At 61.2% G+C, this 17,230-nt stretch carries 15 protein-coding genes; 3 read left to right on the top strand and 12 right to left on the bottom strand.

Annotated elements, in window-relative coordinates; genetic code table 11:
• Positions 1–55: 55 nt before the first annotated feature.
• From V5E99_RS03350 to V5E99_RS03320, 7 genes are all read right to left on the bottom strand, one after another.
• Positions 56–1,999 (bottom strand): PAS domain-containing hybrid sensor histidine kinase/response regulator, encoded by a 1,944-nt coding sequence (locus V5E99_RS03350; RefSeq protein ID WP_499800907.1) that lies wholly within the window; start codon positions 1,997–1,999, stop codon positions 56–58.
• Positions 1,989–2,864 (bottom strand): sensor histidine kinase, encoded by an 876-nt coding sequence (locus V5E99_RS03345; RefSeq protein ID WP_499800905.1) that lies wholly within the window; start codon positions 2,862–2,864, stop codon positions 1,989–1,991. Before V5E99_RS03345 ends, V5E99_RS03350 begins: the two co-directional genes overlap by 11 nt.
• Positions 2,857–3,867, bottom strand: coding sequence for an ATP-binding protein (locus tag V5E99_RS03340; RefSeq protein ID WP_499800903.1), 1,011 nt, complete (start codon positions 3,865–3,867; stop codon positions 2,857–2,859). The genes V5E99_RS03345 and V5E99_RS03340 overlap by 8 nt, the downstream gene beginning before the upstream one ends.
• On the bottom strand, positions 3,858–4,262 hold the full coding sequence (locus tag V5E99_RS03335; protein WP_499800902.1) for an anti-sigma regulatory factor: 405 nt from the start codon (positions 4,260–4,262) through the stop codon (positions 3,858–3,860). The genes V5E99_RS03340 and V5E99_RS03335 overlap by 10 nt, the downstream gene beginning before the upstream one ends.
• Entirely contained in the window at positions 4,259–4,621 is a 363-nt protein-coding gene (locus tag V5E99_RS03330) for an STAS domain-containing protein (RefSeq protein ID WP_499800901.1), read from the bottom strand. The genes V5E99_RS03335 and V5E99_RS03330 overlap by 4 nt, the downstream gene beginning before the upstream one ends.
• Positions 4,622–4,625: 4 nt before the next feature.
• Positions 4,626–5,477, bottom strand: coding sequence for an STAS domain-containing protein (locus V5E99_RS03325; protein WP_499800900.1), 852 nt, complete (start codon positions 5,475–5,477; stop codon positions 4,626–4,628).
• Between the two features lie 299 nt (positions 5,478–5,776).
• Positions 5,777–6,298 (bottom strand): DUF4142 domain-containing protein, encoded by a 522-nt coding sequence (locus V5E99_RS03320; RefSeq protein WP_499800899.1) that lies wholly within the window; start codon positions 6,296–6,298, stop codon positions 5,777–5,779.
• A 217-nt stretch (positions 6,299–6,515) separates the two neighbouring features.
• Between V5E99_RS03320 and V5E99_RS03315 the strand changes: the two genes are divergently transcribed.
• Positions 6,516–6,758, top strand: a complete 243-nt coding sequence (locus tag V5E99_RS03315; protein ID WP_499800898.1) for a DUF465 domain-containing protein — start codon at positions 6,516–6,518, stop codon at positions 6,756–6,758.
• Between the two features lie 101 nt (positions 6,759–6,859).
• On the top strand, positions 6,860–7,051 hold the full coding sequence (locus V5E99_RS03310) for a hypothetical protein (protein ID WP_499800897.1): 192 nt from the start codon (positions 6,860–6,862) through the stop codon (positions 7,049–7,051).
• A 93-nt stretch (positions 7,052–7,144) separates the two neighbouring features.
• On the opposite strand, the gene V5E99_RS03305 is transcribed toward V5E99_RS03310, so the two are convergent.
• From V5E99_RS03305 to V5E99_RS03295, 3 genes are all read right to left on the bottom strand, one after another.
• Positions 7,145–8,224, bottom strand: coding sequence for an SMP-30/gluconolactonase/LRE family protein (locus V5E99_RS03305; RefSeq protein WP_499800896.1), 1,080 nt, complete (start codon positions 8,222–8,224; stop codon positions 7,145–7,147).
• Positions 8,221–9,366, bottom strand: coding sequence for a sterol desaturase/SRPBCC family protein (locus V5E99_RS03300; RefSeq protein WP_499800894.1), 1,146 nt, complete (start codon positions 9,364–9,366; stop codon positions 8,221–8,223). The genes V5E99_RS03305 and V5E99_RS03300 overlap by 4 nt, the downstream gene beginning before the upstream one ends.
• A gap of 104 nt (positions 9,367–9,470) precedes the next feature.
• A complete protein-coding gene (locus V5E99_RS03295; protein ID WP_499800893.1) occupies positions 9,471–10,334 on the bottom strand; it encodes a LysR family transcriptional regulator in 864 nt (287 codons plus the stop codon).
• Between the two features lie 258 nt (positions 10,335–10,592).
• On the opposite strand from V5E99_RS03295, the gene V5E99_RS03290 reads away from it, so the two are divergent.
• The gene (locus V5E99_RS03290) at positions 10,593–13,223 is read left to right on the top strand and encodes an MGH1-like glycoside hydrolase domain-containing protein (RefSeq protein ID WP_499800892.1); all 2,631 of its coding nucleotides are present in this window, start codon (positions 10,593–10,595) and stop codon (positions 13,221–13,223) included.
• Between the two features lie 91 nt (positions 13,224–13,314).
• Here V5E99_RS03290 and V5E99_RS03285 read toward each other — a convergent pair whose 3' ends face one another.
• A complete protein-coding gene (locus V5E99_RS03285) occupies positions 13,315–15,033 on the bottom strand; it encodes a hydrogenase maturation protein (protein ID WP_499800891.1) in 1,719 nt (572 codons plus the stop codon).
• A gap of 214 nt (positions 15,034–15,247) precedes the next feature.
• Positions 15,248–17,095: an amidohydrolase gene (locus V5E99_RS03280; RefSeq protein ID WP_499801097.1), complete on the bottom strand. Its 1,848-nt coding sequence runs from the start codon at positions 17,093–17,095 to the stop codon at positions 15,248–15,250.
• Between the last annotated feature and the right edge of the window lie 135 nt (positions 17,096–17,230).

Below are 17,230 nucleotides of genomic sequence, written 5' to 3'. Positions count from 1 at the left end.
TACGCCGAACCCGGTAGGCGCTGGCGAAGGCTGTGATCCTTTGATCTTGAGTTGCTCAGGCGCCGTCGAGGGAGCGTCGAACCTTGTCGAGCAATTCATTGATCTGAAACGGTTTGACCAACATGTCCATGCCTTCGCCCAGAAACTCAGAACGATTCAGCGCGTTTTCCGCATAACCGGTCATAAACAAAATCGGCAACCCTTCGCGCCAGCCCCGAGCGACATCGGCAAGTTCCCGCCCGCTCATGCGCGGCAAGCCGACATCAGTCAGCATCAAGTCGACCGTCGGATCATTCTGCAAACGCTCCAGCGCGGTTTCGATATCGCCCACTTGGGTGCATCGATAACCCGCATCCACCAACGCCTCGGCGACGAACATGCGCACCGACGGCATGTCCTCGACAATCAGCACATGCTCGCCCGAGCCCTGGGAATCGACGACCACCGATTCAGTTTCGGCCGCCGTAGGGTCGGCGCTGGCCGGCAGCATGATGGTCACTTCGGTGCCGCGACGGGCCACGCTGCGGATATGCGCATCGCCCCCGGACTGCCGGGCAAACCCGTAAATGGTGGACAGCCCCAGCCCGGTGCCCTGGCCCAGCGGCTTGGTGGTGAAAAACGGGTCGAAGACCTTGTCGATTACGCTGTGTTCAATGCCGGTGCCGTCATCGCGTACCGCCAGCGCCACATAGGCGCCGTCCGCCAGATTGGGGTCGCCGTGGGAATAGGCCGCGTAGGTGCTGACCCAGATATTGCCGCCCTGGGGCAGCGCATCCCGGGCGTTGATCACCAGGTTGAGCACGGCACTTTCCAACTGGATCGGATCGACCAGCGCGACGGCAGCCTTGGAGGTCAATTCCAGCTTCAGGGCAATGCGTTCGCCGATGGTGCGTACCAGCAGTTCTTCGAGTGAGCGGATGTTCTCGTTGATGTCCACCGGCCGGGTATCCAGCGGTTGCTGGCGGGCGAAGGCCAGCAGGCGATGGGTCAGGGACGCAGCACTCATGGCCGAGTTCAGCGCCGCTTCGGCGTAGAACTGAACCTTGTCGGTGCGTGAGTCGGCGATCCGTTTCTGAATCAGTTCCAGACTGGTGATGATGCCGGTCAGCAAATTGTTGAAGTCATGGGCGATGCCCCCGGTCAACTTGCCTAGCGCATCCATTTTCTGCACTTGCAGCAACTGCGCTTCGGTGCGCACCCGCTCGGCGACCTCCTTGGCCAGTTGCGTGGTGGCGTCGTCGAGTCGGGCCAGGTGCGAGCGTTCGCGGTGGCGATGCTCGGTGACATCCTCGACAAATACCAGGCTCAGTTCCGGGGTGCGATAGGGCGAAATTTGCCACTCGGTTTCCCGTACCAGCCCTTCGACGCGCATGTTCAGCGTGCCTTTCCAACGCTCGCCGTAGGCCAGGCGCAGACGCAACTCATCAATCACCGCGCCCTGATCGTCGGCAAAGCATTCGCGCAGGGTGTTGGAATCGAGGTTGTCCTGGATCAGTTGCGCAAAAGCGTGATTGCATTCGTGGACTTTCAGCGTCGCGTCCATCACCGCAATGGGGGCCGAAACGTTGCTGAAGATCTCCCGAAACCGCGCCTCGCTTTCGCGCAGGGCATTCTCGGTGTCGCGCACCCGCAGCAAGGTGCGCAGGGTCGCGAGCAAGACGTCCGGGTCCACGGGGTGGATCAGGTAAGCATCGGCGCCGGCGTCGAGGCCGGTGATGATGTCGCCGGTCTGGATTGACGCCGCGGAGACATGAATCACCGGCAGCAGGGCGGTGGCCGCCTCGGCACGCAGTTTGCGCACGATATCGAAGCCGCTCATGTCCGGCAGGTTGACGTCGAGGATCAACGCATCGATCCGTTCGCTGTCGATCAACGCCAGGCCCTCGGTGCCGGTGCCGGCTTCGAGTATCGCGTAGCCGTGCCGTTCCAGGCGCCGACGCAGGGCGTAGCGGGTGGCGACGTTGTCGTCGACGATCAGCAAGCAGATGTCACGTTTCATCGGCGGGCTCCACGGCAATGGCCAGCGGGATGATCACGAAAAAAGTCGAACCGGTCCCCGGCGTGCTCTCGACCCCGACTTCGTCCTCCAGCAACGCGGCGAAGCGTTTGCACAAGGACAGACCGAGGCCGGTGCCACGCAGGCGTTTTTGCAATGGCGAATCAACTTGGGAAAAGTCCTCGAACAATGCGCCATGTAGCTCCGGGGCGATACCTATTCCGGTGTCGCTGACGGCGAAGCGCACGTTATCGCCGTTTTCCAGCCGCGCCGACACCCGGACTTCACCGCGTGTGGTGAACTTCAACGAGTTGGAAATGAAGTTGCGCAGGATCTGTGCGAGTTTCTTGTCGTCGGTAAACAGGCGAGGGATACCGACCGGTTCTTCGAAGATCAGGTCCACGGCGCTGCCCTCGACTATCGGCCGGAACATTCCACGCAGGGCGGCAAACAGGTCGAACATGTCGAACCAGGCCGGTGAAATGGTGATGCGCCCGGCCTCGATCTTCGCCAGGTCGAGCAAGTCGTCGACCATGTCGCTCAGTTCCCGCGCGGCACTGCTGACGAACGCCACTTGCTTGTGCTGCTCGGGGCTCAAGGGCCCGTCGAGCTCGTCAGTCAGCAGGCCGGTAATGCTCAGGATCGAGCCCAACGGCGTGCGGAACTCATGGCTCATGTACGACAGGAAGCGGCTTTTCAGGTCCGAGGCCTGTCGAAGTTGTTCAGCCTGCTGGTCGAGCTCGGCATAGAGCGCCAGAACCCCCTGGTTGGTTTCGTCGAGTTCGTCGAACAGGGCAGTGGCTTCGCTCTGCAATTGAGCGATCAGCACCGATTGTTCGTCGGGCGTCAGGTTGGGTGACTCAGCCATGGGCGGCCTCCAGCGCGATAACCAGCACCGTGACGTCGTCCCGTCCACGGCAGAAGTCGCGGTGCAAAATGGTGGCAATCACGGCGGGATGGCGGTGCACCAGGCCGGGGTAATCTTGCAGGTTCCAACGGGACTGCAGGCCGTCGCTGTACATGATCAACAGTTGTCCGTTCACATGAGCATAGTCAAAGGGCTGGGCCTTCCGGTATTGGCCGCCGACGATGCCTGGATGAGAGGCCAGGCCTCGGGATTTGTCCGGGGCGATCAGGCTCGCGCCGATATTGCCGATGCCGATGAACTTCAGCGCGTCACCGTCGAACTGCGCGATGGCGGCGGCGCCGCCCCGGGTGCCGGTCATGGCGTGATGAAGGTCTTCAAGCAACACTGTCGAAGAAGCAAACGGTGTCAGGGCGAAGGCTTTTTCACCGGCGCGGGCGGCGCGTTCAGCTTCCTCGCCATGGCCCAGGCCGTCGATCACCAGTGCACTGATGCATGGCCCGTCAAACGCCAAGCGCCAGACATCGCCGCAGGCCGGGTCATTGTGCAAGGAGTGCTGGCTGACGCCGATACGCCGGTCCGGTGCCTTGTCGGTGCGCGGGTATAGACGTGTCAGCAACACGGCGCCCCTTGAATCAGCGTAGACATCGAAGACTTCCGTCTGCCGCGACACGGCCCCGAGTCCGATGCCTTGCGTACCGCCGGTGGAAAAGCCATCGGTCAGGCAGGCGTGCAAATCAAAGCCACCGGCACGGTCCACTGCAATGATCTCGATCCCCGTGCCTGAAACCCGGGGCAAGGTCCGCAGGTGCAGTTCACCGCGCCCGGCGTGTTTGAGCACGTTACTGGCCAGTTCAGTGGCCACCAATGCCACGCGCCCGGAATCGGTCACATCGAAGCCGTTTTGCTCCGCGAGTTTCTGCGCAGTGCGCCGGGCGTGACCGATCTGACTGCTGTCTTCGATCGGCAGGACCTGCGTCAAGGTGCCGTCAATGTTCATGTCCATCGGGTAATCGTTATGCGAGTGCCTTTGCCAGGCTCGGTTTCCAGTTCGAACTCTTCCACCAGACGCTTGGCCCCGGTCAGGCCCAGCCCCAGGCCGCTGCCGGAAGTCCAGCCATCGGTCATGGCCAGCTTGAGGTCGGGAATGCCTGGCCCTTCATCACGAAAGACCAGGCGCAACCCGGTGCGGGGAGGCTCGTCGAGAATCTGCCAGTCCATGTCGCCGCCGCCACCATAGACCATGGTGTTGCGCGCCAGCTCGCTGACGGCGGTCACCAGTTTGGTCAGGTCGATCAGGCGCATGCCGCACTCCTGAGCCAATTTGCGCGCGGTCTGGCGGGCCAGCACCACGTCTTGCTCGATCAGGATCGGTTGGCTGCCGCTGCTGCGTACGGTCATTGTTCACGCACCCGCTCATGCAACAGCTTCATGCCACGCTCGACGTTCAGCGCGGTGCTGACGCCGGGCAGGGTCATGCCGAGTTCAACCAGCGTGATCGCCACGGCCGGCTGCATGCCCACCAACACGGTCTGGGCGTCCATGATTTTCGACAGGCCGGAAATGGTCCCGATCATCCGGCCGATAAATGAATCGACCATGTCCAGCGCCGAGATATCGATCAGCACGCCCCGGGCCGAAGTTTTGCTGATGCGCTCGGACAAGTCGTCCTGAAGGGTCAGGGCCAATTGGTCATGCATGTCAACCTGGATGGTCACCAGCAGAAAGTCGCCCATTTGCAGAATCGGAATCCGCTCCATCACCTCATACCGCCTTGCTGACGGTCAGTCCCAGCCGGGTCAGGGCCAGTTTCAGCGCATCGGCCAGGTTGGCCTTGGTGACCACACCTTGCAGGTCCAAGCCCAGGTGCACGATGGTTTGCGCGATCTGCGGTCGTACGCCGCTGATGATGCAATCGGCGCCCATCAGGCGAATGGCGGTGACGGTTTTAAGCAGGTGTTGCGCCACCAGGGTGTCGACCGTCGGCACGCCGGTGATGTCGATGATGGCGATTTCCGAGCCGGTGTCGACGATCCGTTGCAGCAGCGATTCCATCACCACTTGGGTGCGTTGCGAGTCGAGGGTGCCGATCATTGGCAGTGCGAGCACGCCGTCCCAAAGTTTGACCACCGGGGTGGAAAGTTCGAGCAATTCTTCTTGCTGGCGCTTGATCACCGCTTCGCGGGACTTCTGGAAGGTGTGGATGGTGTGCATGCCCAGGGCGTCGAGCAGTTCGGAGATTTCCCAGAGTTGCTCGGCCAGCAGCGCCGGATCGTCTTTGTACTGCTTCTGCAGCAACGAAAACAGCGGGCCTTTGAGGGCAAAGATGAAACTGGCGGTTTGTTGCGAGTCGTGGCCGAGCAAGGCGCGGCTGTGGGAGAGCTTTTCGAGAAACTGGCGAATTTCGTCCCAGCCCGGTGCGGCGATGTTCTGGCCGTTGCCGTGGTCCAGCCCGGAAGTGATCAACTCAAAGAACTCTGACGTCTGCTGCTTCAGGTCATGGTCTTTGAGGTTACGCGTGGCACCACTGGCCTCGAGGCTGTTCGTCCATTCGGCAACCAGTTGCACCTGGTTTTTTTTCATTGCATCGAGTGTGCTGCTTTGCAGTGCCGCCATGTGCCTTGACTCCCTGGAAGTGTTGGGCCGATTTCCCAAAAATTGATCGGCGCAAATCAGTGACATTTGCCGTACGAAATAGTTGTTCGCCCCCGGCAGGATATTTTCATCCTTGGGCAACAACTCTAGTAGGCGCTGCCCAAGGCTGCGATTTTTTGATCGTGGCGCTGGTTGGATTGTTAAAGATCAAAAGATCGCAGGCTTCGCCAGCTCCTACGGGGGGCGTTGTTTTGTTCGAGCGGGGATTACGGCAGACAAAAAAAACCGCATCCCTGGATGCGGTTTTTTTGGTGGAGGGGTTACTTGCTCGGATGCGCCGCTTGCAACGCTTTGGCCGCGTCCAGGTGCTTTTGCAGCGCCGGCAGCATTTTCTGCGCGAAACCTTTGAGTTCGGTGGCGCCGGGGGTTCGGTCGTCGGTGACGGTGTCGGCTTCTTTCTTGAACAGGGCGATGGTTTCTTCGTGGGCCTTCACCTGGTTGTTGGCGTAGGCCGCGTCGAACGACTCGTCACGCAGGCCGAGGATTTTCTCCTTAGCCTGCTTTACCAGCGTCGTGCTGTCCGGCACCTCGATGTCATGCTTTTTCGCCAGGGCGGCCAGTTCATCGTTGGCCTTGGTGTGATCGGTGATCATCATGTTGGCAAACGATTTGATGTCCGCCGATGAGCTTTTTTCCACGGCCAATTTGCTGGTTTCGACTTCGGCAATGCCGCCGGCTGCGGCGTTGTCGACAAAATCATTGGAAGTGGCGGCGAATGCGGTGCCCATGCTGCTGCTCAAGGCAACGGCCAGGGCGAGGTGGCGCAGGGTGAATCCGTCCATTGGTTATTCTCCACAGAGGTTTTCATGGGCGATCACAGGATCGTTGAACAGTGGAGGCTGACGGGCGGCGAAAGGTTTGATCGGGTATGCAAAAGGACGACGAACGGACACCGCTGGTCTGACAGGAGGTCGACAGAACCGGGTAACCGAGGCCATTCTGATAATTGGTGAACGCAATTGATCGCGTTTGCTACCGATCAACAAACGGAGGTGTTCCATGCCGGTGCCACACGACCTTTATCAGGACCTGAAGATTTCAAAGGAAGTTATCCAGCAAAAACGCACCAAGGACCCATTACTGGATTCTCTGATCAACAAGTATTCGCAAGCGGACGCCGAAGTGGTCAAGGCTGAAACGGCCAAATCGGATGCACCCAGCGATGACGCCCTGAAAAAGCTCAAGGAACAGCGATTGCTGGTCAAGGACAAGATCGTCAAACAACTCCAGGCGTCGTCCTGAGTCGCCGACCATCGGTGACTGAATAATTGGAACGGCGTCAGATCCCGGCACCTCGAACGTACAGAGTCTTTCCATCCATGACTCGCGCAGAGGTGCCTTCCATGAATCATCCCCGATCGTCCAACGAAAAATTTCCAAGCGAAGAGCAGGGCGGGTTCGATCCTATCCCGACTCATCCGGAGCCGTTGAGCCCGCAGCACAATACCGTTGAGCCTGAAGAGCCGGATGCCGAAGACATCCCGGATGATGAACAGGGCAAGCCGGTAGAACGGGTTGAAGATCCAAAATACTGAGATCAAAAGATCGCAGCCTTCGGCAGCTCCTACAAGATGATCGCAATCCCAGGTAGGAGCTGCCGAAGGCTGCGATCTTTTGATCCTGATGCGTTAACGCAACGCCTTTTCCAGCGGCAACCGCGCCATGTGCTGCGCCTTCAACGAACCGAAATACAACCAGTCCCCATACTCGCGCACAGTGGTGATCGGCGAATAGTTGCCAGGCCCGGCATCCTGCAGATTGGCGATCACTTTGCCGTCCAGATCCAGGCCCAAGGCGAAGGCGCGTTTCTCCACGGGTTTGGGCAGTACGCTCATGGCTCGCACAATCATCTTGCGCACGAACGGGTGCGGCGCCGTGGCATCCAGCAGTTTGTTCCGCGGCGCATACAGCGCTACCCAAAAACGGTTTTGACCGTTAAACGCCAGGTTGTCCGGCAACCCTGGCAAGTTGTCGATAAACAGGTCATGGGTCCCGGCTTTCGGCCCGGTCAGCCAATAGCGGCTGATGCGATAAGCGCCGGTTTCGTTGACCAGCACAAACGCATCGTCGGGCCCCAGGGTCACGCCGTTGGCGAACTCCAGTTTGTCCAGCAACACGCTGGTCTTGCCGGTCTGGAAGTCATAACGCAGCAACCGACCGTCACCGCCGTGCTCGATGATCGCCTCACCATCCTTGCCATAACCCCAACGACTCGACGCATCGCTGAAATAGGCGTAATGCCCCGGCTTGTCGATGGCCACGTCATCGGTAAAACCGAAGGGCACGCCATTGGCCAGGGTGGTTAACGGAATCAGACGACCCTGGGCGTCGAGGGACAGCAAGCCCTTGACCCCGTCGGCAATCACCAGCAAACCGTTGGGATGCCGGGCCAGCCCCAATGGCCGGCCGCCGGTATCGGTCAACACTTTGCTGACCTTGCCGTCGAGGCTGGTGCGAATCACCCGACCGTCGTGCAGGCCAGTGATCAAGGCGTCGTTTTCCAGTAGCAAGGCCTCGGGCCCGTCGATGTCCGAGGCGCCCACGCGCTCCACGTCCTTGAGCTTCTGATTATCGGCAAACACGCCGCTGGCCAGAGACGGCGCCGGTGCCGGCGTCCAGGCCACCGGTTGCACCTTGGTCGGCATCAGCAGCAGGAAGGCGGCAATCGCGACGATAAGCAGCAGTAACAACCTGAAGACGGACCTCACGCGCTCACTCCTGCCGGGGCGAGGTGTTGTTGCGCCATGGTGCGCAGCGCCAGCAATGACGCTGCCGACTCGTGATCGATGCGTCGCTTGAGCAGCAATTGATTGGCGATGCGCATCCCGAGGCCGCTGAACTGATACTCAAGGGTGCGAACAAACCGTGTGCTGTCACCCACCGCCTCGCATTCGTAAGTCACCACCAGCGACAAGCCATGATCGCCCCGGGCCTGGGCGCTCCAACGACGGCCCGGCAAATACTCCTCGACCTCCCAACTCAAGTGCCCGTCACGCCCGCCAGCCCGGATGTCTTCCTCGAACCGCGAGCCGGCATGCAGCGGACCGCTTTGGCCATCGACCTTGAGCGAGGACGGATGCCACTCGGGCCAACGGGTCACGCTGCTGGCGTAGGCGAGCACGGCAATCGGGTTGCCGGCGATGTCGATCTGGTGCTGCATGCGGGTCATGGGCGTTCTCGTCGGGTGCGGGTTGGCGTGCTCCGGTTCCCAGTACAGGGTGCCGAACAGGGTGTCCATCAGTGGAAACACGATATTGAAGTTGCGTTCCTGCATCAGCTCGCGGCGGTGATGCAGTTCATGCAGGCGGCGCATCTGGCGAATCCACGGCAGCCGGGTAATCGGGTTGCGTGGCGGCAAATGTTCGCAGGCATGGAACACTTCATAGGTCAGGTAGCCCAGGACCATGCAGCCGCCGAACAACCCGGCGACGTTGGCGTTGACCTGCGAAATCAGCCACCAGAGCGGCAGGGTAACGACCAGCGTATGAACGACGATCAGCCAGGCTGGAAACAGAATCACCCGCCAGTCCCGGGCGCCGTCATAGGTCATGTGGCCCGGGGCGAAAAAACTGTGATGGTCGCCGGCATGCCGGGCGTAGAACATCCGCGCGAAGCTCTTTTTGTGATGCCCGAGGTGGCGATGCACCATGTACACGCCGAAGTTGAAGAACAGCAGCGTCAACGGCACGGCCAGCCACTCCAGCGGCTGAACCTGCTGCACCGTGCGCCAGAACCCGCCGATGGCCAGGAGGCCGAACAGCAGCACGAAGGCGCCATGCAACCAGGGATTGTAGAAACGATGAATGTCGGCTCGGTATCGGGCGCGGAACGCTTGGGTGGTCTGCCTCACTGCAATCACCTGTGATTGTTGTTATCCCAGCAGATTAGCCGATCCGCCCGCAGAGGCCCGGTGAACCTTGAGGACACAAACGCCAAACGAGCCTCTCGATGTGCTCAGCCCAACGGGTTCCAGCGCTGGGACCAGTCATCGTCGTTCTTGATCACTTCGCGCAGCAGGTCGAACGCGTGTTGCAGGGTCGCTGAATCCCGGTCCCGGGAGTAAACCAGATACGTCGGGTAGCTGAATTCCGGGGCCTTGGCCACGGCTTCCAGAACGCCGCTTTCCAGGTAGCTTTGAACCACGCGGGTGCGGAAGTAACCGCTGCCGCCGTGTTCCAGCAGGTACTGCAAGGCCAGCGGCCCGAGGTTGAAACTCAGTGCAGCCTTGGCCTTTTCCGGCAGGGCAGCGTCGTGTTGGCGACGGAAATCCGGGCCCCAGTCAATGTACACATACGGCTCGGGTTGGCCGGCCAGACGCACAAGGATCAGCTTTTCTTCCAGTACCTGTTCCACTTGCAGGCGCGGCCAGTATTCGGGCTGGTAGACCAGCGCGGCGTCGAGTACGCCGAGTTCAAGTTGGCGCAGCAGGTTTTCACCATCGCGGATTTCCATGCGCAGGGCGTGGCTGGGAATCTTCTCGCGCAATTCGGCGGCCCAACTGAGCATCAACGGATTGCACAGGCTGACTTCGCCGCCGATGTGCAACACGTCGCGGTAGCCTTCGGGCAACGGCAGATCGCGGCGGGCGGCTTCCCAGGTTTGCACCAGTTGATTGGCGTACACCACAAAGGCCTCACCGTTGGGCGTCAGACGGGCCCCGGCGCGGTTGCGCACGAACAGGGTGCTGCCCAATTGGCTTTCGAGTTTCTGTACCCGGGCGGTGATCGCGGTCTGGGTCACGTGGAGCTTTTGCGCAGCGGCGGCGAGGCTGCCGTAGCGGACGATTTCCAGGAAGGTGCGGGCGAGGTCGATGTCCATGGGCTGGCCGAAGGAGGAGGTGCACGCATTGTAAGAGCCTCTGCGGCCCACTGATACCGTTTGCCCCCTGTGGGAGCGGGCTTGCTCGCGAAGGCGGTGTGTCATTCAACATTGATTCGACTGATACACCGCGTTCGCGAGCAAGCCCGCTCCCACAAGGGACCTCAGCGTTCAAGCGTCAGGTGTCAGAGTTTTCACATTCCCACTGCGACCTGCGCACTACACTGCAAGCGTCTCCCGCCTCCAACGGACCACCCCATGCCGGCAAAACCCGCAGCCACTCTCCTTGCCACCCCCGAAGGCCAGCGCCTCGCCGGCAGCGAGGCCCAGGACTGGCGCGAGTGGGGGCCTTACCTGAGTGAGCGCCAGTGGGGCACGGTTCGCGAGGACTACAGCGCTGATGGCGACGCCTGGCGTTATTTCCCTCACGAGCACGCCCGCAGCCGCGCCTATCGCTGGGGCGAGGATGGCCTCGCCGGGTTCAGCGACAAGGCCCAGCACTGGTGCCTGGGACTGGGCTTGTGGAATGAACGCGACCCGATTCTCAAGGAGCGTCTGTTCGGCCTGAACAACAGCGAAGGCAACCACGGCGAAGACGTCAAGGAACTGTATTTTTTCGTCGATGGCGTACCGAGCCATGCCTACATGCGCATGCTCTACAAATACCCCCAGGCCGAATTTCCCTACGCCGATCTGGTGGCGGAAAACGCCCGCCGGGGCCTGGCCGATACCGAGTACGAAATCCTCGACACCGGCGTGTTTGAGGATGAGCGCTATTTCGACGTCACCGTGGAATACGCCAAGCACACGCCCGACGACATCTTTATGCGCGTCACCGTGCACAACCGTGCCGATCAACCCGCGCGTTTGCAGGTGTTGCCGCAACTGTGGGCACGCAACACCTGGAGCTGGGTCGCCGACGGGCAAAAGCCGAGCCTTGTACTCGACGGTCATCAGGTGCTGGCGCGGCATCCGCAATTGACCGACCGCCAAGCGACGGCCTGGGGCGAGGCCGATTGCGCCTGGTTGTTCTGCGAAAACCAAAGCAACTTTCCCAAGCTCGACGGCGTGCCGGCGCAAGGTCCGTTCAAGGACGGGATCAATGATTTTATTGTCGATGCCGCCGCTGATGCCGTGAGTCTTGAACGCGGAACCAAAGTCGCGGCGCATTTCATCCTGACCTTCGACGCCGGCCAAACCCGCAGCGTGTTCCTGCGCTTTGCCCCGGCCGGTTCGCCGCAGGTCAACGCCCGGACCTTGTTCGAACTCCGCCGGGCCGAAGCCGATGGTTTCTACGCCGCGCTGCAACGCGGCATCGCCGACGCCGATGCGCGAAATGTGCAGCGCCAGGCGTTGGCCGGGTTGCTCTGGTCGAAACAGCTCTACTATTTCGACGTCAATCAATGGCTCGACGGTGATCCCGCGCAACCCGCGCCGCCACCCGAACGGGCGCACATTCGTAATACCCATTGGCGGCACCTGTCGAATTTCGACATCGTCTCGATGCCCGACACTTGGGAATACCCGTGGTACGCCTCGTGGGACCTGGGCTTTCAAGCGGTGGCCTTCGCGCTGATCGATCCGGGGTTCGCCAAGCATCAATTATTGCTGCTGGTCAAAGACCGCTTCATGCACCCCAACGGCCAGTTGCCGGCTTACGAATGGCGGTTCGACGATGCCAATCCTCCGGTGCACGCCTGGGCCTGCTGGCGCGTGTATCAGCAGGACAAGGCGCTGACCGGTGTCGGCGATATGGACTTTCTCGAACGGATTTTCCACAAGCTGCTGCTGAATTTTTCCTGGTGGGTCAACCGCAAGGACGCCGAGGGCCGCAACCTGTTCCAGGGCGGGTTTCTCGGGCTGGACAACATCGCGTTGTTTGACCGTTCTGCGCTGTTGCCGCCCGGCTATCAACTCGATCAGGCCGATGGTACGGCGTGGGTCGCCGCCTATGCACTGGACTTGATGCGCATCGCTTTGGAGCTGGCCAAGCGCAACAGCGTGTACGTCGACATCGCGGTGAAGTTCTTCGAACACTTCCTCTACATCGCTGGGGCGATCAATAAAATCGACTCTGACGCCGAAGGCCTGTGGGACGAGCAGGATCAGTTTTTCTACGACGTGTTGCACCGTCCCGACGGGGTGAACGAGCCGCTGCGCTTGCGCTCGATCGTCGGACTGATGCCGCTGTTTGCCGTGCAGGTGCTGGAACAACACGAACACGAAGGCTTACCCGGTTTGCGTGAGCGTTTGCTCGGTTTCATGCGCCATCGCCCGGACCTGGCCAGCCTGGTTTCACGCTGGACCGAGCCGGGAGAAGGCAATCGCATGTTGCTGGCGCTGCTGCGGGGTGAGCGAACCAAGGACTTGCTCAAGCGCATGCTGGATGAGGGCGAGTTTCTCTCGCCGTTTGGCATTCGTTCATTGTCCAAGGCGTTCGCCGGGCAGCCTTTTGGCATCCGCATCAATGGCGACAGTTTGTGCGCCCGTTACGAACCGGCGGAATCCGAATCGCGGCTGTACGGCGGCAACTCCAACTGGCGCGGGCCGGTGTGGATGCCGATCAACTACATGCTGATCGAGTCCTTGCGCGAGTTTCACCGCTACTACGATCAGAATTTTTCGGTGGAATACCCGACGGGTTCGGGGTTTCTGGCGTCGCTGGAAGACGTGGCGGACAGCTTGAGTCAGCGTTTGACCAAGCTGTTTTTGAGGGATGAAGAGGGCAATCGGCCGTCGATGGCCGGCTATGCGCAGTTGCAGGCCGACCCGGCGAGTCGCGATCTGGTGCTGTTCCATGAGTATTTTCATGGCGAGACCGGGCGTGGGTTGGGGGCCAGCCATCAGACTGGCTGGACCGCTGTAGTGGCGTTGCTTTTACAGCCTTAGATCAAGATCAGAAGATCGCAGCCTGCGGCAGCTCCTACGGGGGATTGCGTTCATCTGTAGGCGCTGCCGCAGGCTGCGATCTTTTAACGGATCAACCCGCCAACTCAACTTCCGGAACCACCGCCCATTCCGCCACCAACCGCGCCGGCGTGCCACACGCCTTGCGCTTGAACACAAAATTACGGCACTTCTCGGCGAACTGTTTACGGTTCTGCACCATGTCCAGATGCATCTCTTCCAGCTCCGCATTGCGGCAATGCTGCATCAGTTGCCTATCGCAGCGGCCCTTGCGTTCACGCACGGCGGCATACGCCGGATCGCTCAACGCGCCATGGGCCCGTTGCAGCAACCACAAACCGAATTCATCAGGGCAGCGCGGGCCAATCTCCTGAACCATGCCCAGTTGCAACGCCTGGGTCGCGCTCACGGGCAGACAATCTTCGGTCAGCTTTTGCGCCATCGCCTGACCCACGGCGCGGGGCAGGCTGTAGGTCCAGTATTCGGAGCCGTACAGGCCCATGGTTTTGTAGTGCGGGTTGAGCACAATTTCGGCGCGGGCGAACACGATATCGGCGGCCAGCGCCAGCATCACACCGCCGGCCCCGGCACTGCCGGTGAGGCCGCTGATCACCAGTTGCCGGGCCGTCAGCAGTTCCTGGCAGACGTCATCAATCGCCTGGATATTCGCCCAGGCTTCCAGCCCCGGGACCTCGGCGGCTTGAATCACGTTCAAGTGCACGCCATTGGAAAAACTGCCGCGCCCGCCCTTGATCAGCAGCACCTGGGTCTCCCGGGCCTTGGCCCAGCGCAACGCCTCCACCAGCCGCTCGCACTGTTCGGTGCTCATCGCGCCGTTGTAGAACTCAAAGGTCAGTTCGCCGACTTGCCCGGATTCGCGGTAGCTGATCGGTTGATAGGCTTCGATGCTGAAAGGGTTGGCCGCGATTGACCAGTCCAGGGTGGGTACTTCGTTGAGTTGCCGAGCGAGCACATGCCGGGCCGGGCGCTTGAAGGTTTCTTCGCCGGCCAGCGGCTTGCAGCGCAACGAGCCGATCCACAGGCTGAAATCCCCGGTCGCCACCAGCACCGCGTCGTCGTGCACCGCCAGAATCTGTCCCGGTGTACCGCGGCGTGAGTCCAGATGTGCGTCATACAGGTAGTACTGACCACCGGCCAGGCTGGCCAACACACCGGGCTGGCCGTCGGCGGCGTCGATGCAGCGTTTGATGAAACGCGAGCAGTCGTGCCAACTGAACGTGCGGTCCGCCTGCTTCATGTTCGGCTGCAAACGCCCCAACACCGGGTGCCGGGTGTCCGTCAGCGGCACCGGCACGAAACCGGCGATGAATTTTTCCACGACTTCGCGGATGCACAGCATCGCTGCATCGCTGACCCGTCCGTTGTACAACTCGGATTTGCGCAGGCCCTGGGGCAGGTTGAACTCGCAGGTGGCCCAGACCGGCCCGGCGTCCATTTCTTCCACGGCTTGCAACGCGGTCACGCCCCAGCGCTCCAGCTCATGGGTGATCGCCCAATCCAGGGCACTGGCGCCACGGTCACCGACGATGCCCGGATGGATGATTACTACCGGGCGCAGCGGGTTACTCCATAGCTGCTGTGGCACCCGGTCCTTGAGGAACGGGCAGATCACCAGGTCGGCGCCGGACTGTTCGATCTGTTCGCACACTGCGTCTTGGTCGGTGAACAACACCACGCTCGGGTTGTGACCGGCCTGGCGCAACGCCAGCCAGGCCCGTTGGGTCAGGCCGTTAAACGCGGATGCCAGCACAATGATCTTCAATGAACGCATGATTGACTCTTCCTTGAGAATGTTCAGCCACGGCTCCCAATGAGCCGTCCCTGGCTTTCGATGGAAGCGCGATGGTAGTGAGTGCGCGGGGGCGGGGACCTGACCGGGGTCAACGCATCTACTGGTGCGTTCGTTTGTAGGGGCTTGAGATCAAAAGATCGCAGCGCCTACAGAGATCATGCAGGCGCTGCGGAACGCTGCGTTTTTTTTGATTCTAAAACGCGAAACAGGAGCAGCCGAACGCGCCCCAGAACCCTTGGAAATCACTGACCGGCGCCGACGACAACCGCGCCCGTTCGTGACTATGGGCATGCACCGCACACGCGCCCACGCACTGGTGAACCTGCGCGGTCAGCGGCGCCAGGGGTTTCCAGTGCCCGGGCACCTTGGCCACTGGCGACCACTCGGGCACCACCGGGATTGGCGGCGGTGAGAGTTTGTCGAATTCGACACTGCCGTAGACGATCTTGCCATCGACAATGGTCAGCACCGACTCGATCCACTTGATCGCTTCGTCCTCGATGTGGAAGTAGTCCGCCGACAGCGCGATCAAGTCCGCCAGTTGCCCGGCCTTGATCTGGCCTTTTTGCCCCTGCTCGGAGGAAAACCAGGCGCTGCCGTGGGTGAACAATTCCAGTGCCGTGTCGCGGCTCAAGCCTTGCGGGTACAGTTCGAGGCCGCCGACGGTGCGGCCACTGACCAGCCAAAACAGCGAGGTCCAGGGGTTGTAGCTCGACACTCGGGTGGCATCGGTGCCGGCACCGACCGGGATGCCTTCGGCCAACATCCGGGCAATCGGTGGCGTGTGTTCAGCGGCTTTGGCGCCGTAACGCTCGACGAAATACTCACCCTGGAACGCCATGCGATCCTGAATCGCAATGCCGCCGCCCAGGGCTTTGACCCGTTCGATGTTCTGCGGGGTGATGGTTTCGGCGTGGTCGAAAAACCACGGCAAGCCGTCGAACGGAATGTCGCGATTGACCTTCTCGAACACGTCGAGCATGCGGCTGATGGATTCGTTGTAGGTCGCGTGCAGGCGAAACGGCCAGCGCTGTTCCACCAAGTGGCGCACCACCGGTTCCAGTTCGTCTTCCATGGTGTGCGGCAGGTCCGGGCGTGGTTCGAGAAAGTCCTCGAAATCCGCCGCCGAAAACACCAGCATCTCGCCGGCGCCGTTGTGCCGCAGGTAATCGTCGCCCTGATGCAGGGTCACGCTGGACGTCCAGTTCTTGAAGTCGGTCAGCTCTTCTTTCGGCTTCTGGGTGAACAGGTTGTAGGCGATGCGCACGGTGAGTTGCTTGTCGTCGGCCAGTTGCTGGATGACTTGGTAGTCGTCCGGGTAATTCTGATAACCGCCGCCGGCGTCGATGGCACTGGTAACACCGAGGCGATTGAGTTCGCGCATGAATTGGCGGGTCGAGTTGACTTGATGCTCCAGCGGCAGCTTCGGCCCCTTAGAGAGCGTCGAGTACAGAATCATCGCGTTCGGCCGCGCGATCAGCATGCCGGTGGGGTCGCCATTGGCATCGCGCTGGATTTCGCCGCCTGGCGGATTCGGTGTGTTGCGGGTGTAGCCGACCACTTTCAGTGCGGCACGGTTGAGCAGGGCGCGGTCGTAGAGGTGCAGGACGAACACGGGCGTGTCCGGTGCGGCTTTGTTCAGTTCATCAATGGTCGGCAGGCGTTTTTCGGCGAACTGGAATTCGTTCCAGCCACCGACCACCCGCACCCATTGCGGCGTTGGCGTGCGGTCAGCCTGGTCCTTGAGCATGCGCAAGGCATCGACCAGCGACGGGACGCCTTCCCAACGCAGTTCCAGGTTGTAATTGAGGCCGCCGCGAATCAGGTGCAAGTGCGAGTCGTTGAGGCCGGGGATCACCGTGCGCCCGTGCAGGTCGATGATCTGCGTGCCCGGACCTTGCAGGGCCATGGCCTGGGCGTCGCTGCCGACCACCACGAAGCGTCCGTCCTTGATCGCCACGGCGCTGGCCTGGGGTTTCTTGCGATCGACGGTGTGCAGGCGTCCGTTGTAGAGAATCAGATCGGCCGGGGCGTCGGGCATGGTTTTACTCCCTGCGAAAAGTGGGCTGACCCAGGCGCCGACGGCGCCTGCCGAAAGGCCTTGCAGTACGCGGCGGCGATTGAATCCGTCGTGGTCGTCAGGTGGGCTCATGGCAATGTTCTCCGCGTGAGCCTT

It is taken from the genome of Janthinobacterium sp. LPB2021202312-11-4, assembly GCF_037049705.1.
Taxonomy (GTDB): Bacteria; Pseudomonadota; Gammaproteobacteria; order Pseudomonadales; family Pseudomonadaceae; genus Aquipseudomonas.
Note: the sequence above shows the minus strand (reverse complement) of the source record. Positions and strands in the feature narration are given on the sequence as shown.